Annotated in this window: 27 protein-coding genes; 3 read left to right on the top strand and 24 right to left on the bottom strand. The window is 66.1% G+C overall.

Annotation, left to right across the window (positions count from 1 at the left end):
- Positions 1–29: 29 nt before the first annotated feature.
- The 3 genes from OB2597_RS04490 to OB2597_RS04480 all read left to right on the top strand — a co-directional run bounded on the left by OB2597_RS04490 (position 30) and on the right by OB2597_RS04480 (position 2,962).
- Entirely contained in the window at positions 30–986 is a 957-nt protein-coding gene (locus OB2597_RS04490; protein ID WP_009804331.1) for a glycosyltransferase family 2 protein, read from the top strand.
- 139 nt (positions 987–1,125) lie between these two features.
- Entirely contained in the window at positions 1,126–2,541 is a 1,416-nt protein-coding gene (locus tag OB2597_RS04485) for a DEAD/DEAH box helicase (RefSeq protein WP_009804330.1), read from the top strand.
- An 82-nt stretch (positions 2,542–2,623) separates the two neighbouring features.
- Positions 2,624–2,962: a PilZ domain-containing protein gene (locus OB2597_RS04480; RefSeq protein WP_009804329.1), complete on the top strand. Its 339-nt coding sequence runs from the start codon at positions 2,624–2,626 to the stop codon at positions 2,960–2,962.
- On the opposite strand, the gene OB2597_RS04475 is transcribed toward OB2597_RS04480, so the two are convergent.
- The 24 genes from OB2597_RS04475 to OB2597_RS04360 all read right to left on the bottom strand — a co-directional run bounded on the left by OB2597_RS04475 (position 2,946) and on the right by OB2597_RS04360 (position 24,117).
- Positions 2,946–4,616 carry a ribonuclease J gene (locus OB2597_RS04475; RefSeq protein WP_009804328.1) on the bottom strand — a complete coding sequence of 557 codons (1,671 nt, stop codon included), beginning with the start codon at positions 4,614–4,616 and terminating at the stop codon, positions 2,946–2,948. The two genes, OB2597_RS04480 and OB2597_RS04475, sit on opposite strands and share 17 nt — an antisense overlap.
- On the bottom strand, positions 4,613–5,392 hold the full coding sequence (locus OB2597_RS04470; protein WP_009804327.1) for a type III pantothenate kinase: 780 nt from the start codon (positions 5,390–5,392) through the stop codon (positions 4,613–4,615). Before OB2597_RS04470 ends, OB2597_RS04475 begins: the two co-directional genes overlap by 4 nt.
- A gap of 13 nt (positions 5,393–5,405) precedes the next feature.
- Positions 5,406–6,164, bottom strand: coding sequence for a biotin--[acetyl-CoA-carboxylase] ligase (locus tag OB2597_RS04465; protein WP_009804326.1), 759 nt, complete (start codon positions 6,162–6,164; stop codon positions 5,406–5,408).
- Positions 6,165–6,168: 4 nt separating this feature from the next.
- Positions 6,169–7,608 (bottom strand): NADH-quinone oxidoreductase subunit NuoN, encoded by a 1,440-nt coding sequence (gene nuoN / locus OB2597_RS04460; RefSeq protein ID WP_009804325.1) that lies wholly within the window; start codon positions 7,606–7,608, stop codon positions 6,169–6,171.
- Between the two features lie 12 nt (positions 7,609–7,620).
- On the bottom strand, positions 7,621–9,177 hold the full coding sequence (locus tag OB2597_RS04455) for an NADH-quinone oxidoreductase subunit M (RefSeq protein WP_009804324.1): 1,557 nt from the start codon (positions 9,175–9,177) through the stop codon (positions 7,621–7,623).
- Positions 9,177–11,390 carry an NADH-quinone oxidoreductase subunit L gene (gene nuoL / locus OB2597_RS04450; protein WP_009804323.1) on the bottom strand — a complete coding sequence of 738 codons (2,214 nt, stop codon included), beginning with the start codon at positions 11,388–11,390 and terminating at the stop codon, positions 9,177–9,179. The genes OB2597_RS04455 and nuoL overlap by 1 nt, the downstream gene beginning before the upstream one ends.
- A gap of 4 nt (positions 11,391–11,394) precedes the next feature.
- Positions 11,395–11,700 carry an NADH-quinone oxidoreductase subunit NuoK gene (nuoK, locus tag OB2597_RS04445; protein ID WP_040609480.1) on the bottom strand — a complete coding sequence of 102 codons (306 nt, stop codon included), beginning with the start codon at positions 11,698–11,700 and terminating at the stop codon, positions 11,395–11,397.
- A gap of 75 nt (positions 11,701–11,775) precedes the next feature.
- Positions 11,776–12,381 (bottom strand): NADH-quinone oxidoreductase subunit J, encoded by a 606-nt coding sequence (locus tag OB2597_RS04440; RefSeq protein WP_009804321.1) that lies wholly within the window; start codon positions 12,379–12,381, stop codon positions 11,776–11,778.
- Positions 12,378–12,800, bottom strand: a complete 423-nt coding sequence (locus tag OB2597_RS04435; RefSeq protein WP_009804320.1) for a carboxymuconolactone decarboxylase family protein — start codon at positions 12,798–12,800, stop codon at positions 12,378–12,380. The genes OB2597_RS04440 and OB2597_RS04435 overlap by 4 nt, the downstream gene beginning before the upstream one ends.
- On the bottom strand, positions 12,797–12,979 hold the full coding sequence (locus OB2597_RS04430) for a hypothetical protein (protein WP_009804319.1): 183 nt from the start codon (positions 12,977–12,979) through the stop codon (positions 12,797–12,799). Before OB2597_RS04430 ends, OB2597_RS04435 begins: the two co-directional genes overlap by 4 nt.
- 16 nt (positions 12,980–12,995) lie before the next feature.
- Positions 12,996–13,490: an NADH-quinone oxidoreductase subunit NuoI gene (gene nuoI, locus OB2597_RS04425; protein WP_009804318.1), complete on the bottom strand. Its 495-nt coding sequence runs from the start codon at positions 13,488–13,490 to the stop codon at positions 12,996–12,998.
- A complete protein-coding gene (locus tag OB2597_RS04420; protein ID WP_009804317.1) occupies positions 13,487–13,681 on the bottom strand; it encodes a hypothetical protein in 195 nt (64 codons plus the stop codon). Before OB2597_RS04420 ends, nuoI begins: the two co-directional genes overlap by 4 nt.
- Before the next feature lie 7 nt (positions 13,682–13,688).
- Positions 13,689–14,723 (bottom strand): NADH-quinone oxidoreductase subunit NuoH, encoded by a 1,035-nt coding sequence (nuoH, locus tag OB2597_RS04415; protein WP_009804316.1) that lies wholly within the window; start codon positions 14,721–14,723, stop codon positions 13,689–13,691.
- A gap of 6 nt (positions 14,724–14,729) precedes the next feature.
- A complete protein-coding gene (locus tag OB2597_RS04410; RefSeq protein ID WP_009804315.1) occupies positions 14,730–15,140 on the bottom strand; it encodes a hypothetical protein in 411 nt (136 codons plus the stop codon).
- Positions 15,137–17,161: an NADH-quinone oxidoreductase subunit NuoG gene (gene nuoG, locus OB2597_RS04405; protein ID WP_009804314.1), complete on the bottom strand. Its 2,025-nt coding sequence runs from the start codon at positions 17,159–17,161 to the stop codon at positions 15,137–15,139. Before nuoG ends, OB2597_RS04410 begins: the two co-directional genes overlap by 4 nt.
- Before the next feature lie 83 nt (positions 17,162–17,244).
- Positions 17,245–17,637: a DUF5333 domain-containing protein gene (locus OB2597_RS04400; protein ID WP_009804313.1), complete on the bottom strand. Its 393-nt coding sequence runs from the start codon at positions 17,635–17,637 to the stop codon at positions 17,245–17,247.
- A 264-nt stretch (positions 17,638–17,901) separates the two neighbouring features.
- Positions 17,902–18,258 carry a hypothetical protein gene (locus OB2597_RS04395; protein ID WP_009804311.1) on the bottom strand — a complete coding sequence of 119 codons (357 nt, stop codon included), beginning with the start codon at positions 18,256–18,258 and terminating at the stop codon, positions 17,902–17,904.
- 139 nt (positions 18,259–18,397) lie between these two features.
- Positions 18,398–18,880, bottom strand: coding sequence for a hypothetical protein (locus OB2597_RS04390; protein ID WP_009804310.1), 483 nt, complete (start codon positions 18,878–18,880; stop codon positions 18,398–18,400).
- 1 nt (position 18,881) lies between these two features.
- Positions 18,882–20,174 carry an NADH-quinone oxidoreductase subunit NuoF gene (nuoF, locus tag OB2597_RS04385; RefSeq protein WP_009804309.1) on the bottom strand — a complete coding sequence of 431 codons (1,293 nt, stop codon included), beginning with the start codon at positions 20,172–20,174 and terminating at the stop codon, positions 18,882–18,884.
- A 3-nt stretch (positions 20,175–20,177) separates the two neighbouring features.
- Positions 20,178–20,399, bottom strand: a complete 222-nt coding sequence (locus OB2597_RS04380; protein WP_009804308.1) for a DUF5337 domain-containing protein — start codon at positions 20,397–20,399, stop codon at positions 20,178–20,180.
- Between the two features lie 8 nt (positions 20,400–20,407).
- A complete protein-coding gene (locus tag OB2597_RS22695; protein ID WP_009804307.1) occupies positions 20,408–21,214 on the bottom strand; it encodes an NADH:ubiquinone oxidoreductase 41 kD complex I subunit in 807 nt (268 codons plus the stop codon).
- Positions 21,215–21,239: 25 nt separating this feature from the next.
- Entirely contained in the window at positions 21,240–22,622 is a 1,383-nt protein-coding gene (gene nuoE / locus OB2597_RS04370) for an NADH-quinone oxidoreductase subunit NuoE (protein WP_009804306.1), read from the bottom strand.
- Complete coding sequence (locus OB2597_RS04365) at positions 22,622–22,900, bottom strand: hypothetical protein (protein ID WP_009804305.1); 279 nt, start codon at positions 22,898–22,900, stop codon at positions 22,622–22,624. Before OB2597_RS04365 ends, nuoE begins: the two co-directional genes overlap by 1 nt.
- Positions 22,897–24,117, bottom strand: coding sequence for an NADH-quinone oxidoreductase subunit D (locus OB2597_RS04360; RefSeq protein WP_040609111.1), 1,221 nt, complete (start codon positions 24,115–24,117; stop codon positions 22,897–22,899). The genes OB2597_RS04365 and OB2597_RS04360 overlap by 4 nt, the downstream gene beginning before the upstream one ends.
- Positions 24,118–24,121 lie beyond the last annotated feature (4 nt).

The raw sequence follows: 24,121 nt of genomic DNA, 5'->3' as shown, positions 1-24,121 counted from the left end.
CGGACGGCCGTGCGCAGACGGCCCGCCACATGACGACCTGGGGGCTGGTCTCGACCATCCGCGCGCCCCGGCGCGACGTGCTGGACTTTGCCGCCTGGCACCTGGACCTCGGGGCGCACCGGCTTTTCATCCATCTGGACGAGACGGACCCCGGGACCTTCGCCATCCTCAAGGCACATCCGCGCATCCGGCCCCTCACGACCGACGCCGCCTATTGGGAGGCGACCGGTAAGCCCCGGCCGGAGAAGCACCAGGCCCGTCAGACCCGGAACGCGACCCGGACCTACAGGCGGCGGGCGGACGTGGACTGGCTGGGTCACATCGACGTGGACGAGTTCCTGATCCCCGACGCACCGGTGGAAACCCTTCTGGCCGCGCTGCCCGCCGATTGCCACGTGGCCCGCCTGCGCCCGATGGAGGCGCTCGCTCCGGACGCCCCGGGCGCGGATCACTGGAATTTCAAGATGCTGACGCTCGACCGGAAGGCTCGGCGGCAGCAGGCGCCGGTGATCTGGCCGACCTATGGTCCCTACCTCGACGGCGGCTTCCTGAGCCATGTCGCCGGCAAGATCCTGGTCCGGACCGGCCTGCCCGGCGCGGAATTCCGCATCCACAACATCCTCACGGAACTCGGAGAGAACCCCGGCGCCGTTGAACTTTCCACCCTGGCCCTTGCCCATCTGCATGCGACCGACTGGGCGCAATGGCGCGCGCACTACCGCTTCCGGCACGAACGCGGGTCATACCGGGCGGGGCTGAAACCGAACCGCCCCGTCGATCAGGGGGGCCTGTCGATGCACGATCTTCTGGCGACAATCGAGGCCAAGGGCGGCGAGCCCGCGCTCCGGCACTTTTTCGACGAGGTGTGCGCGGCAACGCCGGGGCATCTCGACCGGCTGGCGCGAGACGGTCTGCTGCGCCGCGTCAAGCTGCCACTCGACGCGGTCAGGGAAAAACACTTTCCCGGGGCGCTGGCCAGCGCATAGCCGTTACATATTTGACCCGACTGCATTTTTCGGGTATGCCCCTTGTCAATTGGACCGATCTGAACTGCTTCAGAGCCACCCGGGCAAGCCGGTCCATCAGCCGCGCGGGCCCAGACGTGTCCGCAAACCACGGATACGCATGACAAAATTTACCGACCTGAATCTGGACCCCAAGGTCCTGCAAGCCATTGCCGACGCCGGCTACGAATCGCCGACGCCGATCCAGCAGGGCGCCATTCCCCCCGCTCTCGAGGGGCGCGACGTCCTCGGGATCGCGCAGACCGGCACCGGCAAGACAGCCAGCTTCACGCTGCCGATGATCACGCTGCTGTCCAAGGGCCGTGCCCGGGCGCGGATGCCGCGCAGTCTGGTGCTGGCCCCGACGCGGGAACTCGCGGCGCAAGTCGCCGAGAATTTCGACACTTACACGAAACACCTCAAGCTGACCAAGGCGCTGCTGATCGGTGGCGTCAGCTTCAAGGAACAGGACGCCCTGATCGACCGCGGCGTCGATGTTCTGATCGCGACGCCCGGCCGGCTGCTTGACCATTTCGAACGTGGAAAGCTTTTGCTGACCGGCGTGCAGATCATGGTGGTGGACGAAGCCGACCGCATGCTCGACATGGGCTTTATTCCTGATATCGAACGGATATTCAGCCTTACGCCGTTCACCCGCCAGACGCTTTTCTTCTCGGCCACGATGGCGCCCGAGATCGAGAGAATTACCAATACCTTCCTTTCGGGCCCCGCCCGCGTCGAAGTCGCCCGGCAGGCCACGGCCAGCGAGACGATCGAACAGGGCGTGGTGATGTTCAAGGGCTCCCGCCGGGATCGCGAGGGATCGGAAAAACGGCAGGTCCTGCGCGACCTGATCGACCGCGAGGGCGAGGACTGTCGCAACGCCATCATCTTCTGCAACCGCAAGACAGATGTGGATGTGACCGCCAAGTCACTGAAAAAGTACGGCTTCGACGCAGCGCCGATCCATGGCGATCTGGAACAATCGCAGCGCACCAAGACGCTCGAAGGGTTCCGCGACGGGTCGCTGCGCTTTCTCGTGGCCTCCGATGTGGCCGCGCGCGGCCTCGATATCCCGAACGTGAGCCACGTCTTCAATTTCGACGTCCCCTCTCATGCCGAGGATTACGTGCACCGGATCGGCCGCACCGGCCGCGCCGGCCGGTCGGGCAAGGCGATCATGATCTGCGTTCCGCGCGACGAAAAGAACCTCGCCGACATCGAATCGCTGATCGAAAAGACCATTCCGCGGATCGACCTGCCGAATGCACCGGCCGCCAAGCCCGAGGGCGACGCGCCGGAGAAGGCCGACAAGCCCAAGCGGACCCGCAGCCGCGGCAAGCCCAAGACCGATACCGCCGAGGCCGAGGCCGCCGAGACCCCCACCAGGGATGACGTACCTACCGAGGTGCCCGCGCCGCAGCAGAAGGCCCGGGGCGGCCGCCGCGGACGCGAGGACGAGTCCAAGGTGGTCGGCATGGGCGATCACATGCCCAGCTTCATCGCCCTCAGCTTTGCGGAACGTCGCACCGGCTGATCCGGTGTCCTTGCCCGCCTTCAGCTTATCGTAAGGTTTTGATGTCAGATCGGCTCCATCCCACCCGGATGGAGCCGTTTTCGTGCCGCTGGAATATTCGACCACCCCCCGCTCCCGGCGGCGCTTCGACCGCTGTTCCGTCGATCTGCTCGGCACGGCGGTGTTCCCGGACCGGTCGATCCTGGTCCGGGTTCTCGATCTGTCGCTCTTCGGGGCGCGGATCGAGATGCCGCTGCACGCCTGCGCCTACGAGCTGTCCGGGCTGGGCGATTTGCGGATCGATCACGTTCTGCTGCTTCGCGTCCGGTGGCGATGGTCGCACGGCCGGCAGATCGGGCTTGAGTTCCAGTCCCCCGCCCTGGTGCGCGACGGCATCCTGCACCTGATGCGCACGGCCGGGTCGATCAGGTCAGCCGGCTGACGACGATGGTGACCTCGGGTTTCTTGCCGATCTCGTTCTGGGCGGTCTGGCGCACCGTGCGGCGCAGCGCCTCCTCGATCTTGTCGTCATCCGTCATGGTCGCCGTCCCGGCGCGGTTCAGGAACTGGCTCAGGTCCTCCTCGAGCACGTCCTGAAGCGGTGCGCGGGACCGGCCGATCTCGGGCAGGCCCATCAGGTCGCACCACGGCTCGCCCAGGGGCTCGTCCTCTTCGTCCAGCACGACCGTCACGGTCACATGCCCGTTCAGCGCCATGCGGATACGGTCGCGCACGATGCCGTCCAGCGCGCCGATCTGCACCGATCCGTCCAGATAGGTCCGCCCGGTCTCGACATAGTCCACGATCTCGGGCGCATTGCCGGAGAGCGAGACCATGGTGCCGTTCACCGCGAGGATGCCCTTACGGCGGTTCCGGTCGGCCAGCTTGGCGTGTTCGCGCAGATGCCGGTGCTCGCCGTGCATCGGGACGATGAATTGCGGATCGACCAGGGCGTGCAGCTTTTCGAGGTCGGGGCGGTTGGCATGGCCGGACACGTGATAGAGCCCCGAGCTGTCGTCGACCACGTCCACGCCCATTTCCGAGAAGGCGTTGATGATCCGGATCACATCGCGTTCGTTGCCCGGGATCGTCTTGGAGGAAAAGAGAAAGGTGTCGCCTTCCTTCAACGCGATACCCAGGTGCTTGCCCCGCGACAGCTGCGCCGAGGCGGCGCGGCGTTCGCCCTGCGACCCTGTGACGATCAGCATCAGGTTTTCCCGGGGGATGTTGCGCGCATCCTCGGGCGAGACGACCGAGGGGAAGTCCGAGAGGACGCCGGTCTGCACCGCCGCCTCGATCATCCGGCGCATGGCCCGGCCCAGCAGGCATATGGACCGGCCGGCGGCGATCCCCGCCTCGGCCAGGGTCTTCACCCGGGCCACGTTGGACGCAAAGGTCGTGGCCACGAACATGCCTGTCGACCTGTTGACCAGCGCGGTGATTTCGGACCCGACGGTGCTCTCCGACCGGCCGGGGTGCCCCGAGAAGACATTGGTCGAGTCGCAGACCAGCGCGCGCACGCCGGGCGCCGCCACGTCGGACCAGAGCTCTTCGTCGAATGCCTCGCCGACCACCGGATCGGTGTCGAGCTTGAAGTCGCCGGTATGGATGACCCGGCCCTCGGGGCTGTCGATGACCAGCGCAGAGCTTTCCGGGATGGAATGCGAGATCGGCAGGAAGCCGACGCGGAAGGGCCCCGCCTCGATCCGGTCGGGCCAGGCATTGGCGACCGTCACCGCGTTGTCTCCCACCCCGTATTCCGCCAGCTTGCCGCGGGCGATGTTGGTCGTGAAGGCGCGGGCGTAGATCTTGGGCGCACCCAGCCGTTCATAGAGATGACCGACCGCGCCCACGTGGTCCTCGTGGGCATGGGTGATGAAGACCGCCTCGAGCCGGTCCTTCCGCTCTTCCAGCCAGGAGATGTCGGCAAAGATCAGGTCCACGCCCGGCGTCGTGTCCATGTCGGGAAAGGTGACGCCGATATCCACGAGGATCAGCCGCTCTTCTCCCGGCGCGCCATAGCCATAGACATAGGCGTTCATGCCGATTTCCCCGGCACCGCCAAGGGGGAGATAGATCAGCCGTTCATTGCTCATGCGTTGCCCTGCTCTCGATTGTAATCGTAGATGATCCGCAATCCGTGGATCGTCAGGAATTCGTCGAATTCATCGTAGAGGGTATCGCCCTGACCGAAGAGCGGCGCAAGGCCCCCGGTCGAAATAACCTTCATGGGACGTTCATATTCGGCCTTGATCCGTTGGGTGATCTCGCGGACCAGCCCGACATAGCCCCAGAAGACGCCGGACTGCATGCAGGCGACGGTGTTGGTGCCGATGACCTTCTGCGGCTTGGTCACGTCCACATGCGGCAGGGCGGCGGCCATCTCGTGCAGGGCCTGCAGTGACAGGTTCACGCCCGGCGCGATGATGCCGCCGACATAGGCGCCGTCCTCGGCCACCACGTCAAAGGTGGTGGCGGTGCCGAAATCGACGATGATCAGGTCCCCGCCGTAGCGGTCAAAACCGCCCGCCGCATTGACCAGGCGGTCGGGGCCGACAACCGTTCCCTCGTCGACGCGGGGCTGCGTGGGCAGCAGGCATTCGGCTTTGCCGACGACATAGGGCCGGCAGTTGAAATAGCGATCGGCCAGCACGCGAAGGTTGAAAACGACACGCGGCACGGTCGTCGAGATGATGACCGCGTTGATGTCCAGCGGGATCTCGTGGTGTTCCAGCAGGGTCGAGATCCAGACGTAATACTGATCGGCGGTCCGCTGATGCTCGGTCGAGGTCCGCAGGGTGCAGAGAAACCGTTCGCCATCCCAGATGGAAAAGACGGTGTTGGTGTTGCCGCAGTCGATCGCAAGAAGCATGGGTGGCCCCCTCTCAGAAATAGATGTCCGCCGCCGCTATGGTCCTGCGGCTCCCGTCCGTGGACAGTACCAGCTGGCCGGTCTCGTCGATGGTTTCGAACCGTCCCGTCGTCTCGCTCATGCCGGTGCGGGCGGTGATGACCTCGCCCAGATGCGCCGCGCGGTCCAGCCATGCGGTGCGGATCGGGGCGAAACCGTAATGCCTGAACTGGGTCTCGTAGCGGTCGAAGGCCTGCGCCAGCAGCTCCAGGAAGTCTTCGGGGGGCGGCGACGCGCCCATCCCGGTCAGCGCCACGGGCCGCAGCGCCCGCTCTTCGACTTCGGACACCTCCGGTGCCGATGCCAGGTTGACGCCGATCCCGATCGCGGCGCCGGCGGTGCGGCCCCCCGACTGCAGCGTCTCGAGAAGGATGCCGGCCAGCTTGCCGCCATTCAGCAGCACGTCGTTCGGCCATTTCAGCGCCAGCCCTTCGGTGCGCCCGGTGGCGCCCACGCAGGCGTCGAACAGCGCGAGAGAGGTGGTGAAGCTGCGCAGCGCGATCCGGTCGGGCCTCTCGGTCGTCGGCAGGATCAGTGTCGCGGCGAAGTTCCCCGGCGGCATGGACCAGGGCCGCCCGCGGCGCCCCCGGGCGGCGGTCTGCGCCAGGGCGAGGATCCAGGTGGGACGGTTGATGCCCCCCGCGAACCGCCGCTGCGCCTCGTTCAGGGTGCTGTCGACCGTCTCCAGCACGATGCGGTCATGACCCTCGGGCCATGCCGGGTCCGCGCCCATCGGATCAGTTGACCAGCGAGGCTGCCGCGGCCTGCGCCATGCCGTCGATCCCGAACAGGTTGACGATGCCGAGGATCATCGCCGCCGCGGGAACCATGAGAAGCGCCCAGAGGACCGGTGACCTGCCCGTCTCGACCTGTGCGCCCTCAGAGCCGAAGTACATGTAGAAGACGATCCGCAGGTAATAGTAGGCCCCGATGGCCGAAGCGACGGCGGACAGCGCCACGAGCCAGACCATGTCGGCGGCGAGCCCGGCCTGCCAGACGCCCAGCTTGGCGAAGAAGCCCAGCATCGGCGGCACGCCGGCCAGCGAGAACAGCAGGATCAGCATGGCCAGAGCGCGCGCCGGCTCGGCCCGGGCGTAGAGGTTGAGCGCGGCGATGTCGGTCACCGGCTCGCCGTCGCGCTGCATCGACAGGATGAAGGCGAAGGTGCCCACGTTCATCGTCACGTAGATGGCGAGATAGGTGAGCATGGCGCCCACCCCCTGCTCGGTCCCGGCGGCGAGGCCGATCAGGGCATAGCCCATGTGCGCGATCGAGGAATAGGCCATCAGGCGCTTGATGTTGGTCTGGCCGATGGCGGCGATGGCCCCGAGGAACATCGACAGGATCGACAGCAGCGCGACGATCTGCTGCCAGTCCGCGACCACACCGCCGAAGGCATCGTGCATGACCCGGGCGAAAAGGCCCATGGCCGCGACCTTCGGGGCGGTGGCGAAGAAGGCGGTGATCGGGGTCGGCGCGCCCTCGTAGACATCCGGCGTCCACATGTGGAAGGGCACGGCGCTGACCTTGAAGGCCAGGCCCGCCAGCATGAAGACGATGCCGAAGAGCAGGCCGATCGGCGCATGACCGCTGTCGCCCGCCGCCGCGACGATCCCCGCGAAGAGCGTGGTGCCCGAGAAGCCGTAGACCAGCGAGGCGCCGTAGAGCAGCATCCCCGAGGAGAGCGCGCCCAGCACGAAGTACTTGAGCCCCGCCTCGGTCGAGCGGACGGAATCCCGGCGCAGCGACGCCACGACATAGAGCGAGAGCGACTGAAGCTCGAGCCCCATGTAGAGCGCCATCAGATCTCCGGCCGACACCATCATCATCATGCCGACCACCGCCAGGGCGACGAGGACCGGGTATTCGAACCGCAGGATGTTGCGGCGCTCCATGTACTCCTGCCCCATGACCAGCACCGCCGCCGCCGAGAGCAGCAGCGTGACCTTGGCAAAGCGGGCAAAGGCGTCGTCGATGAACATGCCGCCGAACGCGGCGCGGTCGCCCTCTCCGGTGAAGCCGACCCAGACGGCCAGCAGGACCAGCACGCCCGCGGTGATCCAGGTCATCGCCGGGGCCAGCCGGTCCTTGCCGGTATAGACCGCGACGATCAGCGCCAGCATGGCGAAGAGGGCCAGGATGATTTCGGGGAGGATGATATTCAGATCGGCCGACATCGGCGGGCTCCCTCAGTGCGACGCGGCGGTGGCGACGCGGCTATCGTCCAGGCGATCCGCGGCGGCCAGGGCCGTGTTGTGGTCTTCGATCAGCGCCTCGACGGAGGGGCCGATCACATCGGTGACGAGGCTCGGATAGACGCCGAGCAGCAGGGTCATGGCGACGAGCGGGGCAAAGATCCACTTCTCCCGCGCGGTCATGTCGGTGATCGACCGCAGGCTCTCCTTGATCAGGTCGCCCATGACGACCCGGCGATAGAGCCAGAGCGCGTAGGCCGCCGAGAGGATCACCCCCGAGGTGGCCACCAGGGCCACCCAGGTGTTGACCTGGAAGATGCCCATCAGGGTCAGGAACTCGCCGATGAAACCGCTGGTGCCCGGCAGGCCGACATTGGCCATGGTAAAGAGCATGAAGATCAGCGCATAGGCCGGCATCTTGTTCACCAGCCCGCCATAGGCGTCGATGTCGCGGGTGTGCATCCGGTCGTAGATCACGCCGACGCAGAGGAAGAGCGCGCCCGAGATGAAGCCGTGCGACAGCATCTGGAAGATCGCGCCGTCGATGCCCTGCTGGTTGGCGGTGAAGATGCCCATGGTGACATAGCCCATGTGCGCGACCGAGGAATAGGCGATCAGCTTCTTCATGTCCTCCTGCACCATCGCGACGAGCGAGGTGTAGACGATGGCGATGGCCGACATCCAGAAGACCAGCGGCGCCAGCAGGTCCGACCCGATCGGGAACATCGGCAGCGAAAAGCGCAGGAAGCCGTAGCCGCCCATCTTCAGCAGGATCGCCGCCAGCACGACCGAGCCGGCGGTCGGCGCCTGGACGTGCGCGTCGGGCAGCCAGGTGTGCACCGGCCACATCGGCATCTTGACCGCGAAGGAGGCGAAGAAGGCCAGCCACAGCAGCGTCTGCATCCCCCCGACGATCTGTATCCCGAGGACCGAGAAGGTCTCGGATCCGAATTCGTGGGTGAGCAGCGCCGGGATGTCGGTGGTACCGGCATCGGCCACCATGGCGACCATGGCCACCAGCATCAGGACCGAGCCGAGGAAGGTGTAGAGAAAGAACTTGAAGCTCGCGTAGATCCGGTTCTTGCCGCCCCAGATGCCGATGATCAGGAACATCGGGATCAGCCCGGCCTCGAAGAAGAGGTAGAAGAGCACGAGGTCCAGCGCCATGAACACGCCCAGCATCAGCGTTTCCAGCAGCAGGAAGGCGATCATGTATTCCTTGACCCGGCTCGTGACGTTCCACGAGGCGGCGATGGTCAGCGGCATCATGAAGGTGGTCAGCAGCACGAACAGGACCGAGATCCCGTCGACGCCCATCTTGTACTTGAGCCCCATGAGCCATTCGCGTTCCTCGACGAACTGGAAGCCCGTGTCCGAGGGATCGAACCCCACGAGGATGAAGAGCGAGACGATGAAGGTCAGCACCGTCGCGATCAGCGCCACCCACTTGGCGTTCCGCTGACCGGCCTCGTCCTCGCCGCGCAGGAAGATCGCGAGGATCAGCGCGGCGATCGCGGGCAGGAAGGTGGTGATGGAGAGAAGATTGCTCATTATTCCGCCCCTCCGCCGATCGTCATCCAGGTCACGAGGATCGCGATGCCGATCACCATGGCGAATGCATAGGTGAAGATGTATCCGTTCTGCGCCCGCCCCGCGAGCCGGGTGAAGAAGGGGATGATCCCCATGGCGAGCCCGTTGATGCCGCCGTCGATCGTGCCCTCGTCACCGCGCTTCCACAGCTGCTTGCCGATCCACATGGCGGGCCGGACAAAGACGACGTGATAGATCTCGTCGAAATACCACTTGTTCAGCAGGAAGAGGTACAGGGGCCGGTTGGCCTCGGCCACGCGGGCGGGCATCGCCGGGTTCCAGACATAGAACCACAGCGCCGTCAGCAGGCCGATGAGCATGGCGACGAAGGGGCTGACCTTGACCCAGACGGGGGCGTGGTGCGCCTCGTCCATGACGTGGTTGTCGGGATGCATGTAGATCGCGCCCTCGGGGGCCATGCCGGCGGCATGGGTGTCGGCCGCGGCGTGCCCGTCCTCCCCGCCGTGCGCCTCTGCGCCGGTGGTCGTACCGTGGTCGCCCTCGGTCACGGTGTCCTCGGTCACGGCCTCGACCGCGCCTTCTCCGTCGCCCTCGGTGGCCTCGACGATGGCCGCGACCGGCCCCTCGCCGTGATCGTCGCCCCCGGCCTCGCCATGGGCGGCATCGTCTTCGGCGTGATGCGCGGGAATGCCGAAGAAGGCGTTCACGCGGTCGTGCGAGCCGAAGAAGGACCCGTACCAGATCATGCCCGCGAAGATGGCGCCAAGCGCCAGCACGCCGAGCGGCACCAGCATGACGGTCGGGCTTTCATGGGCGTGATCGTGGGTGTGCCTGTCGCCCCGCGGCTCGCCGTAGAAGGTCAGGAACATCAGACGCCAGGAATAGAAACTGGTGAACAGCGCCGCGATGACCAGCATCCAGAAGGCGTAGCCCCCCGCCGAGCCGGCCCAGGCGCTTTCGATCACCGCATCCTTGGAGAGGAACCCGGCGAAGCCGATATGGGTCAGCGGAATGCCGACGCCGGTGATGGCCAGCGTGCCGATCATCATCGCCCAGAAGGTGTAGGGCAGCTTCTTGCGCAGGCCGCCATAGTTCCGCATGTCCTGCTCGTGGTGCATCCCGTGGATGACCGAACCGGCGCCGAGAAAGAGCATCGCCTTGAAGAAGGCGTGGGTAAAGAGGTGGAACATGGCGACGGAATAGACGCCCACGCCCGCCGCGACGAACATGTAGCCCAGCTGGGAACAGGTCGAATAGGCGATCACCCGCTTGATGTCGTTCTGCACCAGCCCCACGGTCGCCGCGAAGAAGGCGGTGGTGGCGCCGAGGAAGGTGACGAAGGCCATGGCCTGCGGCGCGTATTCCATCAGCGGCGACATGCGGCAGACCAGGAAGACGCCCGCCGTCACCATGGTCGCGGCGTGGATCAGCGCCGACACCGGGGTCGGCCCCTCCATCGCGTCGGGCAGCCAGGTGTGCAGCAGCAGCTGCGCGGATTTGCCCATGGCGCCCACGAAGAGCAGGAAGGCCAGCAGGTTCGCCGCGTTCCAGTCGGTCCAGAGGAAGGTGATCTGGGTCTCGGCCAGGGTCGGCGCGGCGGCAAAGACATCGTCCAGCTGGATCGAGTCGGTCAGGTAGAACAGCCCGAAGATGCCGAGCGCAAAGCCGAAATCGCCGACGCGGTTGACGATGAAGGCCTTCATCGCCGCGGCATTGGCCGAGGGCTTGCGATAGTAGAAGCCGATCAGCAGATAGGAGGCGACGCCCACGCCCTCCCAGCCGAAGAACATCTGGACCAGGTTGTCCGAGGTGACCAGCGCCAGCATGGCGAAGGTGAAGAACGACAGATAGGCGAAGAAACGCGCGCGATAGCTTTCCTCGCCCTCGCGGAAATTCTCGTCATGCGCCATGTAGCCGAAGCTGTAGAGATGGACGAGCGCCGAGACGGTGGTGACGACGATCAGCATGATCGAGGTCAGCCGGTCCAGCCGGATCCCCCACGAGGTGCTGAGCGTCCCGCTCTCGATCCAGCGCAGGATCTCGACGTGCTGGGTTTCGGGGCCGTGGCTGAAGAAGACGATCCACGAGAGGAGGCAGGCCAGGAACAGCAGCCCGGTGGTGACCCATTGCGCGCCCCGGATGGTGATCAGGCGCCAGCCGAACCCGGCGATGATGGCGCCGATCAGCGGTGCGAAGAGGATGATCGAAACCATGGGGTCAGCCTTTCATCACGTTGATGTCTTCGACCGCGATCGTGCCGCGGTTGCGGAAGAAGCAGACGAGGATCGCCAGGCCGATGGCGGCCTCGGCGGCGGCCACCGTCAGCACGAACAGGGTGAAGACCTGTCCGGCGAGATCGCCGAGGAAGGACGAGAAGGCGACGAGGTTGATGTTCACCGCCAGCAGCATCAGCTCGATGCTCATCAGCAGGATGATCACGTTCTTCCGGTTCAGGAAGAGCCCGAAGATGCCGATGACGAATAGCGCGGCGGCCACCGTCAGGTAATGTTCGATCCCAATCATGTCCATCGGTCCTTTGCGTCCCGGTCTTTCGCGGCAGCCTGACGGCGCCGGTGTTTCATTCGCCCCTGGCGGGCCTCAGAGCCCCTGCCCCGGCTTCACGTCCTTGAGCTCCATCGACTTGGCCGGGTCGCGCCACATCTGGGCCAGGACGTTCTGGCGCTTGATGTCGGTGCGGTGGCGCAGGGTCAGGACGATGGCGCCTATCATGGCCACCAGCAGGATCAGCCCGGCCAGCTGGAAGAGCAGGAAGTACTGGTCGTAGATCAGCAGCCCCAGCCCGGCGGTGTTCTCGCCCTCGGGCATGGCGGCAAGGCGGTTCGAGGCGGCCATGTCCGACGCCTCCCACGAGCCGTAGGCCAGGCCGAACTGCATCAGCAGGATGACCCCGATCAGCAGGGCCAGCGGCATGTATTTCGCCATCTCCGCCTTGAGCGCGGCAAAGTCGATGTCGAGCATCATCACCACGAAGAGGAAGAGCACCGCCACCGCGCCGACATAGACGATGATCAGCAGCATCGCGACGAATTCCGCCCCCAGCAGCACGAAGAGCCCGGCCGAGGACAGGAAGGCCAGGATCAGCCAGAGCACCGAATGCACCGGGTTGCGCGCGATGACGGTAAAGAGCCCGCCGGCGAGCGTCGAAAATGCGAACAGGTAAAAGGCCAGTGCGGCAGCGGTCATTCCTCGTCCCCTTGCTTCTTCGCGTCCTCGTGGCTCTTGACCACGTCGTTCGCGATTTCCCCCGCCCGGGTCATGGCGGGCAGTCCGGCGAACATCGACATCTGGGCGATGCATTCACCGATTTCCTGTTTCGTCGCCCCGGCTTCGAGCAGGTGGCGCACGGTCATGCGGATCTGCGCCTCGGCCTGCGCGCCCTGCATGGTCAGGCCGGCCAGCGTCAGGAACAGGCGCGTCTTGGCATCCAGACCTTCGCGGTTGAAGGCGTTGCCGAAGGCCATTTCCATCCATTCCTTGGGCATGGTCGGCCAGAGGCTGTCGAACCCCTTGGGCGTGAAGGTCTCGAGCGCGGGGTTCATGGCCTTGGCCATCTCCTGCGCCTGCTGCATCATCAGTTCGAACGGGGACTTGGCGTCGCTCATGCGGGCACCTCCCGCGTCTCGACGGCCACGCCGGGCCGTCCGATTGCAGTGCGGAAGGCCGAATGCCCCTCGCCGATCAGGACCCGCGATACCACGGCACGGCCAGCTGCAATGCTCTGCAGATGGCTGCGGACGGAGCGGGTCTCCATCGGGGTGCCGGATTGCGGGGCGTGCGACATGGGGTCGGTTCTATCCTTAGCGGTAGGGCGCGTCGATTTCGAGGTTGCGGGCGATCTCGGCCTCCCAGCGTTCGCCGTTGGCGAGCAGCTTGGCCTTGTCGTAGTAGAGTTCCTCGCGCGTCTCGGTGGCGAATTCGAAGTTCGGGCCTTCGACGATCGCATCCACCGGGCAGGCTTCCTGGCAGAAGCCGCAGTAGATGCATTTCGTCATGTCGATGTCGTAACGCGTGGTCCGGCGCGAGCCGTCCTCGCGCGGTTCGGCGTCGATGGTGATGGCCTGCGCCGGGCAGATCGCCTCGCAGAGCTTGCAGGCGATGCAGCGTTCCTCGCCGTTGGGATAGCGGCGCAGGGCGTGTTCGCCGCGGAAGCGGGGGCTGAGCGGACCCTTCTCATGCGGGTAGTTCACGGTGGCCTTGGGCTTGAAGAAGTACTTCAACCCCATCTTGAACCCCTGCCAGACATCCCAGAGCAGGAAGTACTTGGCGGCGCGGGTATAGTCGATCTGGGTCATTCGTCGTCCTCGCGAAAATTGTCGAAGAATTCCTTTATGGCCTCATCCAAGTCGGTTTCGTCCAAGTCCGTACCATCTTCCGTTCGCTGGCCCAGAACACCCAGGTTTTTTAAGACCGCGTTGAGAAACGCATATTTTTCGCGTTCGCGGAGGTAATCGTAAGATACCGAGAATTCTTTCAACGCCGACATGCCACCCTCACATCATCCAGCGGGCATAGGCCCCGCCAAAAAGTTCGAATTTCGCGAGGAAGGCGACGATCACCACCCATGCCAGCGACAGGGGCAGGAAGACCTTCCAGCCGATGCGCATCAGCTGATCGTAGCGGAAGCGCGGGACCACGGCCTTGGTCAGTGCAAAGACGAAGAACACCAGCAACATCTTGAGAATGAACCACAGGATGCCGTCCGGCAGGAACGGGACCGGCGACAGCCAGCCTCCGAGGAAAAGCAGCGAGGCCAGGGCGCACATCAGCACGATGGCAAAGTATTCGCCGATCATGAAGAGCAGGAAGGGCGTCGAGGAATATTCCACCTGGTATCCCGCCACCAGTTCGGATTCCGCCTCCGGCAGGTCGAAGGGCGGGCGGTTCGTCTCGGCCATGGCCGAGATGAGGAAAAGGAAGAGCATCGGGAAATGCGGCAGCCAGTACCAGCTGAACAGCCCGTAATCGCCGTCCTGCGCCGCCACGATGGCGCCGAAGTTCATCGACCCGGTCGAGATGATGACGCCGATGATGATCAGGCCGATCGACACCTCGTAGGAGATCATCTGCGCGGCCGAACGAAGCGAGCCGAGGAACGGATATTTCGAGTTCGAGGCCCAGCCCCCCATGATCACGCCGTAGACCTCGAGCGAGGAGACGGCGAAGACATAAAGCAGCGCCACGTTGATGTCCGACAGCACCCATCCGTCGTTGAACGGGATCACTGCCCAGGCGACCAGCGCCAGCACGAAGGACAGAAGCGGCGCCAGAAGAAAGACGAACTTGTCGGCGCCGGCGGGGATCACCACCTCCTTGGTGATGTACTTGCCGAAATCGGCGAAGGACTGGAGCAGGCCGAAGGCCCCCACCACGTTCGGCCCCTTGCGCAGCTGCACCGCGGCCCAGATCTTGCGGTCCGCGTACAGCAGGAAGGCCAGCGCGACCAGCAGGGGGACAACCAGCAGCAGGACCTGACCCAGTGTCAGGAGGAGGATGCCGAGGGGGTGAGTGGTAAAGAAGTCAGCCATAGGTCCTCACACCGTGGGTATTCCGTTGCTCTTGCAGTTCTCGACGGTCACTTCGGCGTCGATCGTGCGCAGTCCGGCGGGGATGGCCGCCGAGATGGTATAAATCGCATCCGCCTGCCAGAGGCCAGAGACTTCGGCAGTTTTTGTGCGCAAATGCCGCGCGAATCCGAAGCCGCGGATCAGCGTGTACTGCGCGGCGGCGCATTCGGCGTAATCGGTGACGTCCTGCGCGCCGCGCGCACCGCGCATCTTGACGTGAAAGGCCACCAGATCGTTGTCGAGAAGCCGCGTCTCGATCCCCTCATAGGACGCACCGGCTGGCGCGGGCGCGCGGGCCAAGGCCGCGCGCGACACCTCGTCCTGCGCGGTGCAGGCGGCCGACAGGCCGGCCACGGTTATGAGGGCGAACCGGATCACTCGGCCGCGACCCGGGGCGGGACGCGTGACGCGGCGTTCGACGACAGTTCCGCCATGATTTCCGACGCGCGTGCGATCGGGTTGGTGAGATAATGGTCCTTCACGGCGTTCACGAAGGTCGCGTCGCCCAGCTCGCCCCCGGGCAGCGCGGTCCAGTCGTTCTCCGGCACCTGGTCGATCTTCTTCAGATGCGGCACGGCCTCGATCAGCGCCTTGCGCAGCTGCGCCATGCTGTCGAAGGGCAGTGCCTCTCCGATCTCGGCGCTGAGCGCGCGCAGGATGGCCCAGTTCTCCTTGGCCTCGCCCGGCGCGAAACCGGCGCGCAGCGCCAGCTGCGGACGGCCCTCGGTGTTGACGAAAAGGCCGTTTTCCTCGGTATAGGCCGCGCTCGGCAGGATCACGTCGGCACGGTGTGCGCCCCGGTCCCCGTGCGAGCCCTGGTAGATGACAAAGGCGCCCTCTCCGATTTCGACCTCGTCCGCGCCGAGGTTGTAGATCACCTCGGCCCCGTCGATGGCGGCCGAGATGCCGCCCTCGGTGACTGCGCCGATGTCCATGGCCCCGACGCGGCTGGCGGCGGTGTGCAGGATCAGCAGCTTTGCCTTGCGGGCCTCGGCGATCTCCATGGCGGCGGCCAGCACGGCCTCGCCATCGGCCTCGCGCAGGGCGCCCTGCCCCACGATCACGATGCCGCGCTCGTCCTCACCCACGGGTTCGGACCTGGCGGTCTTGACGTGCTCGGCGAGGGCCGCGCGGTCGGATCCGAAATGATGCGTGTCGAAGGTCAGATCGACGTCTTCGCCGATCACGCCCACGGTCGCGCCGTTGATCCAGGCCTTGCGGATGCGGGCGTTCAGCACCGGGGCCTCGGCACGGGGATTGCAGCCGATCAGCAGGATGCCGTTGGCCGTGTCGATGTCTTCGATGGTCGCCGTGCCGACATAGGCCGAGCGGTTGCCGGCGGGCAGTTTCGCGCCATCGGTGCGACATTCCACCGAACCGCCCAGGCCCTCGACCATCTGTTTCAACGCGAAGGCCGCCTCCACGGGGACGAGATCCCCGATCAGGCCCGCGACTTTCTTGCCCTTGATCGCCTCGGCCGCCCTGGTCAGCGCCTCGGGCCAGGTGGCGGGGCGCAGCTTGCCGTTCTCGCGGACATAGGGCCGGTCGAGCCGCTGGCGGCGCAGCCCGTCCCAGACAAAGCGCGTCTTGTCCGAGATCCATTCCTCGTTCACGCCGTCATGGTTGCGCGGCAGGATGCGCATGACCTCGCGCCCCTTGGTGTCCACCCGGATCGACGAGCCGAGCGCATCCATAACGTCGATGGTCTCGGTCTTGGTCAGCTCCCACGGGCGGGCGGTAAAGGCGTAGGGCTTGGAGACCAGTGCACCGACCGGGCAGAGGTCGATGATGTTGCCCTGAAGCTCGGATTCCAGCGTCTGGTTCAGGTAGGAGGTGATCTCGGCATCCTCGCCGCGGCCGGTCTGGCCCATCTGGTGGATGCCCGCGACCTCGGTGGTGAAGCGGACGCAGCGGGTGCAGGAGATGCAGCGCGTCATGTGCGTCTCGACCAGCGGGCCGAGGTTCAGGTCGTCCACGGCGCGCTTGGGTTCGCGATAACGCGAGAAATCGACGCCATAGGCCATGGCCTGATCCTGCAGGTCGCATTCGCCGCCCTGGTCGCAGATCGGGCAGTCCAGCGGGTGGTTGATGAGCAGGAACTCCATCACCCCCTCGCGGGCCTTCTTGACCATCGGCGAATTGGTGCGGATCACCGGCGGCGCGCCTTCCGGCCCGGGCCGCAGATCCTTGACCTGCATCGCGCAGGAGGCGGCGGGCTTGGGCGGGCCGCCCACCACCTCGACTAGGCACATCCGGCAGTTGCCGGCGATCGAAAGCCTTTCGTGATAGCAGAAGCGCGGCACCTCGATGCCCACCTGCTCGCAGGCCTGGATCAGGGTGAGCTTGGGATCGACCTCGACCTCTTGGTCGTCGATGATGATCTTGCGCAGGTCAGACATGGTCTCTCACTTTGCTTTCGTCTCTGCCCGGCCTGTCCGTCGGCCGGGCTTATGTCCGGATGCGGCCGCGGGGCCGCGCGTGTCTACCTCAGGAAGGCCCCGATCTGGCTGTTCGCGGCCATTTCCATCTGGCCAAGCTTGCACAAATCCGCGGTCTCCTGCGGATCCAGCCCCTTCTGGCGCATGTAGGCTTCCCCTTTTGCGCGCATCCGGGCCTTTTCCGCATCGCTCTTGCGATAGGCGTCGATCTCGGCCCTGGTATAGCCCATGTCGCGGGCCCTGTCGGCCAGTTCCCACAGGAAGGCGAGGCCCTTGACCGTGCGGGGGCTGATATCGTCGCACTTGTCGCTGATCTCGATCGCCATCGCGACCGAGAACATCGGATTGTCGAGTTCCGGGACATCCCGGATGGGTGTCTTGGCCGCCGCCGTGGTGGCGGTCAGGGCCAGGACGAGGATGCTGAGCGTCATGCGCATGCGGATCTCCCTTGCTTGCAGCGCGGGGCGGCCGACCGGGCCGCCCCATCTGCTGCGCAGATGGGGGTTGCCCCGTCCGATATGCAATAACGTGGGCCGCAAGTCACTGTTATCGGGGACAATCCGCTCATTCCGCGACCGCCCGGAAAACGTGCTGCACCCCGTCCGGCATACGCCTGCCCGCCCGCTTCGCGCGGCTGCGCGTGGCGTCGGGCGACGCGACGAGCCGGCCCTGATCCGGCTCGGCCAGGCGATATGCGGACCTCACCGCCATCCTTCGCACACCCCGCTCAGAACCAGTTCGCGGTCGATGATCGGCAGCGCCGCGTCCTCGGCATCTGGCGAGATGTCCCACTCGATGTCGGACAGGCCGTACTGACGGATGCAGTACTCGTTGGCCTTGTGCCGGGCCGCCTCGCGCGCACCGACGAGCGACCGGCCCGGGTCGCGGACCGTGACCACGAAGGCGGCGCGATTTTCGCGGTCGCTGCTTACCCGCGTGCGGAAATACTGGCCGTCGAACTCGACCCGGTTGCCCAGGAGATTCCGGCCGCCGCCCTGGCGGGAACAGGCCGAGAGAGCCGTGACGGCGACGAGCGCCAGGATGAGGATTCGCGTCATGCCGCCGCTCCGAATTGCTGCGCGACCCGGCCGGTCGCCTGTTTCCCCTTGCAGGCCCGGAAGCCCCTGCCCGCGCGAGAGCCGCCGGGGGCGGCCGCCTCGTGGCGCGGCAATCCGATGCCGGATCCCGTCGGCCGCCTCATTTGCAGACCCCCAGAAGCACCCAGGCGCCGCCGGTCAGATAGCCGGTGCCGTAATAGCGCGTCGCATCCTCGCGGGCGACGGGGCGCGCGATGGCGGCGGCCTTGGACGGGGTCCAGCCGGGCCGGTCCGAGCATCCCGCCGAGGCGGCCGCGACCGCATCCTGGTGGTCGGCCCGCGTCATTGCCTGGCCGTCCAGCCGCGAGACGCGCAGCCCCGGCACGCCGCCGTCCGACATGGTAAAGGGCGCAGAGACGCCGGGCCCGAAGACCCAGGCCTCCGCCTGCCGGCCCGGAGGCGAGGCGAGCGGCAGGAAGGCCACCTTGTAGGATCCCTCGGGGATGAAGACCTCGACCGAGCCGGATTCGCGGTTCATCCAGTCCTGCCGGATGGATTGCGCGGAACAGGCCGACAGGGCGGCCACGAGGGCCGCGCCGATCAGCGCGCGTCCGGCGGGGATATGCGGCAGGCGCAGGGTCACGTCACTCGGCCGCCACGGCCGTCGCGGCCCGCTTGTGCTTGATCCGGTCCTCGATCACGTCGCGGAAGTTGCGGATCAGGCCCTGGATCGGCCAGGCCGCCGCATCGCCGAGCGCACAGATCGTGTGGCCCTCGACCTGCTTGGTCACGTCGAAGAGCATGTCGATCTCCTCCACGCTCGCCTCGCCCTTCACCAGCCGGTCCATGACGCGCATCATCCAGCCGGTGCCTTCGCGACAGGGCGTGCACTGGCCGCAGCTTTCGTGCTTGTAGAACTTGGACAGCCGCCAGATCGCCTTGATGATGTCGGTCTGCTTGTCCATCACGATGACCGCCGCGGTGCCCAGGCCCGAGCCCAGTTCGCCCCGCAGGTAGTCGAAGTCCATGATGGCGTCCTTCATCTTCTCGCCCCGCACGCAGGGCACGGACGATCCGCCGGGGATCACGGCCAGGAGATTGTCCCAACCGCCGCGGATGCCGCCGCAATGCTTTTCGATCAACTCCTCGAACGAGATCGACATCGCCTCTTCGACGACGCAGGGGTTGTTGACGTGGCCCGAGACGGCAAAGAGCTTGGTGCCGGCGTTGTTCTCGCGCCCGAAACCCGCGAACCACTCGGGCCCGCGCCGCAGGATGGTGGGCACGACCGCGATGCTCTCGACGTTGTTCACCGTGGTGGGGCACCCGTAGAGGCCCGCGCCCGCCGGGAACGGCGGCTTCATCCGGGGCATGCCCTTCTTGCCTTCGAGCGATTCGAGCAGCGCGGTTTCCTCGCCGCAGATGTAGGCCCCGGCGCCATGGTGCAGGTAGAGATCGAAGTCCCAGCCGGATTTCGCGGCGTTCGCCCCCAGCAGGCCCGCATCATACGCCTCGTCGATGGCGGCCTGCAGCGCCTCGCGCTCGCGGATGTATTCGCCACGGATGTAGATGTAGCAGGCGTTGGCGTTCATCGCGAAGGACGCGATCAGGCACCCCTCGATCAGCGTGTGCGGATCGTGGCGCATGATCTCCCGGTCCTTGCAGGTGCCGGGCTCGGATTCGTCCGCGTTGACGACCAGGTAGGCCGGGCGCCCATCGGATTCCTTGGGCATGAAGGACCATTTCAGACCCGTCGGAAAGCCCGCGCCGCCGCGGCCGCGCAGGCCGCTGGCCTTCATCTGGTCGATGATCCAGTCGCGGCCCTTCTTGATGATGTCCGCCGTGCCGTCCCAATGCCCGCGGTCCCGCGCCCCTTGCAGGGTACGGTCGTGCATCCCGTAGATATTGGTGAAGATGCGATCCTGATCCTTGAGCATGCTCTACCCTTCGTCGTCCCGGCGTGCGCGCCAGATTTGTGCTGCGACCACCAGCGCCCAGATGAAGGCGGCGATGGCGATAAAGTCGATGAGGAACGCGAACCGGAGCGGCATGTCCAGTTCCGAGCGCAGGAACTGCCCGCCGATCCAGAACATCATGGCCCCTGCGATCACCAGAGCCACGATCCGGCCCTTCCTCGCTATGGCGTCGTCTCTCTTCGTCATCGCGCCACTCAATACACGTCACCCTTGTCGACGCGCTTCGAGAAATCCGTTTCCTCGCCCGAGGCAAGCCGGCCGGCCTGCTCCACCCAGTTGTCGCGGCTGACCCGGCCCTTGAAGCCCTTGAGGTTCTGGTCGACCCAGGCCACCTCGTCGGCGGTCCAGGCGGCGATCTGGTCGAAATGGTAATAGCCCATGTCGTTCAGCATGCTCTCGAGCTTGGGTCCGACGCCCTTGATCCGCTTGAGATCGTCCGCCGCGCCGGCGCGCGGGCCGCTCAGGCCCTCGGGACGGGTTCCGTCGGTCCCGGCTGCCCCGACCTCGGTCACGTCGGCCACCTCGGGCTCTTCCGCCGGAAGATCCGCGGCGGCGGCCGGGTTGGTCCCGCCCCCCTGCTGAGGGTCGATGATATCGCCGGTCTCGGGGGATGTCTCGGCCGGGCCCGCGCTGGCGGCGCCCTCGTTCGCGGGTCGGTTGGCCTCGGCGGCGGTCGTTGTAGCGGCTGCGGTCGTGGTAGCGGCTGCGGCCGGCGTCATGGATGCGGTGGACGGCGTCGTGCCTTTCGGGGCCTCGGCGGGCCTGGGGGCCGACACGGCGCCGGGCGACTTCTCATGCTGCTTGCTGCCGAAGGTATTGGCGAGCGTGGCCTCCTCCTCCTTGCAGATTAGCGAGGTCAGGGCGTAGCCGGCGATGGCCGCGATGATGACAGCGAGGATCAGGGCCAGCAGGACGGCGACACCGGGGCGCATGAGGACATAGGCCAGCAGTCCGACGACCACGGCCACGATCCAGCAGATCAGCTTGCAGTTGTTCCCCATCTTTCCGTCCCCCTAAAGTTGCATATCAGTCGTAGACATCGCCCTTCTTGACGCGGGTCGAGAATTCGGTCGTGCCGCCCGAGGCCAGGATCCTGGCCTGGTCGATCCAGTTGTCGCGGCTGGCGCGCCCCTTGAACCCCTTGAGGTTCCGGTCGATCCAGGCGAGTTCGGCGCCGCCCCAGGCCGCGATCTGGTCGAAGTGGTAGATCCCCAGATCGTTGCACAGCTGTTCCAGCGCCGGTCCCACGCCCTTGATCTGTTTAAGGTCGTCCGGCTGGCCGTCGCGCGCGGCCGACAGGCCCACGGGTTTCCGGCCCTCGCCCTCTTCCGGGGTGACGCTGCCCGGCCCTTCGGCGGCAGCCGCCGCTGCGGCGCGGGTTTCATCCGCGGCGCCCGTCTGACCGGGGGCGCGCGACGCGTCGTCGGCGGTGGCGTCCGCGGCGTTGGTCGCGTCGTCGGCGCCGGTCTCCTGCGGGGTGCCGGCGTCGGCCTTGCCCGCCTCCGAGGTTGCGGCGGTGTCCGCCTTGGGTGCCGGATCGTCCTTGGCATCCGCGCCGACCCCGGCCGGCTCCCGCTTGGAGGGCGGATTGGCGCCCGAGGTGGCCTCGGCCTCCTGCTCGGTGACGCCGGTCTTGTCCACCGGTTCGCCCCTGGCCGGGCGCGGTTCGCTCCGGCCGTTCTCGACCTTGTCGGCGCGGCCGTCGTCCAGCCACGGCGTCAGCAGCGGAACCTCGGTCCCGTCGATCCGCTTGACCGTGTCGTTCAGGTCCGTCGCCAGCGCCACCGAGGCGTTGTACTGGGTCCGGCCGCTGTCGTATTCCGTCAGCGATGTCAGGCCCTTGAGCGGTTCGGCGGCATAGCGGCCATTTTGCGGGCCCGGCACCGGAACCTTGCCTTCGGCCAGTTCCCCAAGGATCTCGCGCAGGCGCTCGGCGGTCAGGTCCTCGTAGTAGTCCTTGCCGATCTGGGCCATCGGCGCATTGGCGCAGGCGCCGAGACACTCGACCTCCTCCCACGAGAACTTGCCGTCGGCAGAGACCTCATGGGCCTTCGGCGCGATCATCTCCTGGCAGACGGCGATGAGATCCTCGGCACCGCAGATCATGCAGGATGTGGTGCCGCAGATCTGCACATGCGCCACCGAGCCCACGGGAGCGAGCTGGAACATGAAGTAGAAGGTCGCGACCTCGAGCGCCCGGATATACGCCATATCGAGCATCGCCGCGATATGTTCGATCGCGGGACGGGTCAGCCAGCCCTCCTGCTCCTGCGCGCGCCACAGCAGCGGGATGATCGCGCTGGCCTGGCGACCCTCGGGATACTTGGTCATCTGCGCCTCGGCCCATTTCTGGTTCTCGGGCGTGAAGGCAAAGCTTTCGGGTTGGTCCTTGTGAAGGCGGCGCAGCATCAGGCACAGGCTCCGGTCGTCAGTTTCACGCTGCCATCCTCAAGCTTCTCGGCCTTGTCGGTGGCAAGTTTGAAGGCGGTCATCTCGAGCACCTGTTCGCGGGTCATGCCGGTCTGGATCTCGACGGGCAGGTAATCCTTTTCCGAGCGCAGCGTGCACCCGACCGAGGCCACGGCCTCGTCATAGGCCGAGACTGCGTCCGCCGGAACGTCCCGGGGCGGCATGGCGCAGGCGGCGAGAAGGCCGGCGATCGGCAGCAGGAACAGGGTTTTCTTCACCGGTCGATCTCTCCGAACACGATATCCAGCGTGCCGATGATCGCCGCGACGTCCGCCAGCTGGTGGCCCGTCGCGATGTGATCCATCGCCGCGAGGTGGGGATAGCCCGGCGCGCGCAGCTTGGCGCGGTAGGGGCGGTTGGTGCCGTCCGAGACGAGGTAGACGCCGAATTCGCCCTTGGGCGCCTCGACGGCTGCATAGACCTGGCCCTCGGGCACGCGGAAGCCCTCGGTATAGAGCTTGAAGTGGTGGATGAGCGCCTCCATCGAGGTCTTCATCTCGATACGTTTCGGCGGGGTGATCTTGCCGCGGCTCAGGATGTCGCCCTGCCCTTCCGGCGCGCGCAGTTTTTCCAGGCACTGCAGGATGATGCTGGTCGACTGGCGCATCTCTTCCACCCGGCAGAGATAACGGTCATAGCAGTCGCCGTTCTTGCCGACGGGGATCTGGAAGTCGAACTCGTCGTAGCATTCGTAGGGTTGCGCGCGGCGCAGGTCCCAGGCCAGCCCCGAGCCCCGCACCATGACACCGGAAAAGCCGTAGCGCTGGATGTCGTCCTCGGTCACGATGCCGATGTCGACATTGCGCTGCTTGAAGATGCGGTTTTCCGTCAGCAGGTTGTTCAGATCGTCGAGAAAGCCGCCGAACCGTTCGGACCATTCCTCGATATCGTCCAGCAGCTTGGGCGGCAGGTCCTGGTGAACGCCGCCGGGCCGGAAATAGGCCGCGTGCAGGCGCGCGCCGCAGGCCCGTTCGTAGAAGATCATCAGCTCTTCGCGATGCTCGAACCCCCAGAGCGGCGGGGTCAGCGCGCCCACGTCCATCGCCTGCGTGGTCACGTTCATCAGGTGGTTCAACACGCGGCCGATCTCGGAATAGAGCACCCGGATCAGCGAGGCGCGGCGCGGGACCACCACGCCGGTCAGCTTCTCGATGGCCAGGCACCATGCATGTTCCTGGTTCATCGGCGCCACATAATCGAGCCGGTCGAGATAAGGCAGGTTCTGGAGATAGGTCCGGCTCTCCATCAACTTCTCGGTGCCGCGGTGCAGCAGCCCGACATGCGGGTCGCAGCGCTCCACGATCTCGCCGTCCAGCTCGAGCACGAGGCGCAGCACGCCGTGCGCCGCCGGGTGCTGCGGCCCGAAGTTGAGGTTGAAGTTGCGGATCTTCTGCTCGCCCGTCTGGGCGTCGCCGAACTGGTTTGAGCCGTCCATCATG

It is taken from the genome of Pseudooceanicola batsensis HTCC2597 (assembly GCF_000152725.1).
GTDB classification, from domain to species: domain Bacteria; phylum Pseudomonadota; class Alphaproteobacteria; order Rhodobacterales; family Rhodobacteraceae; genus Pseudooceanicola; species Pseudooceanicola batsensis.
This window is presented reverse-complemented; position numbering and strand designations above follow the sequence as displayed.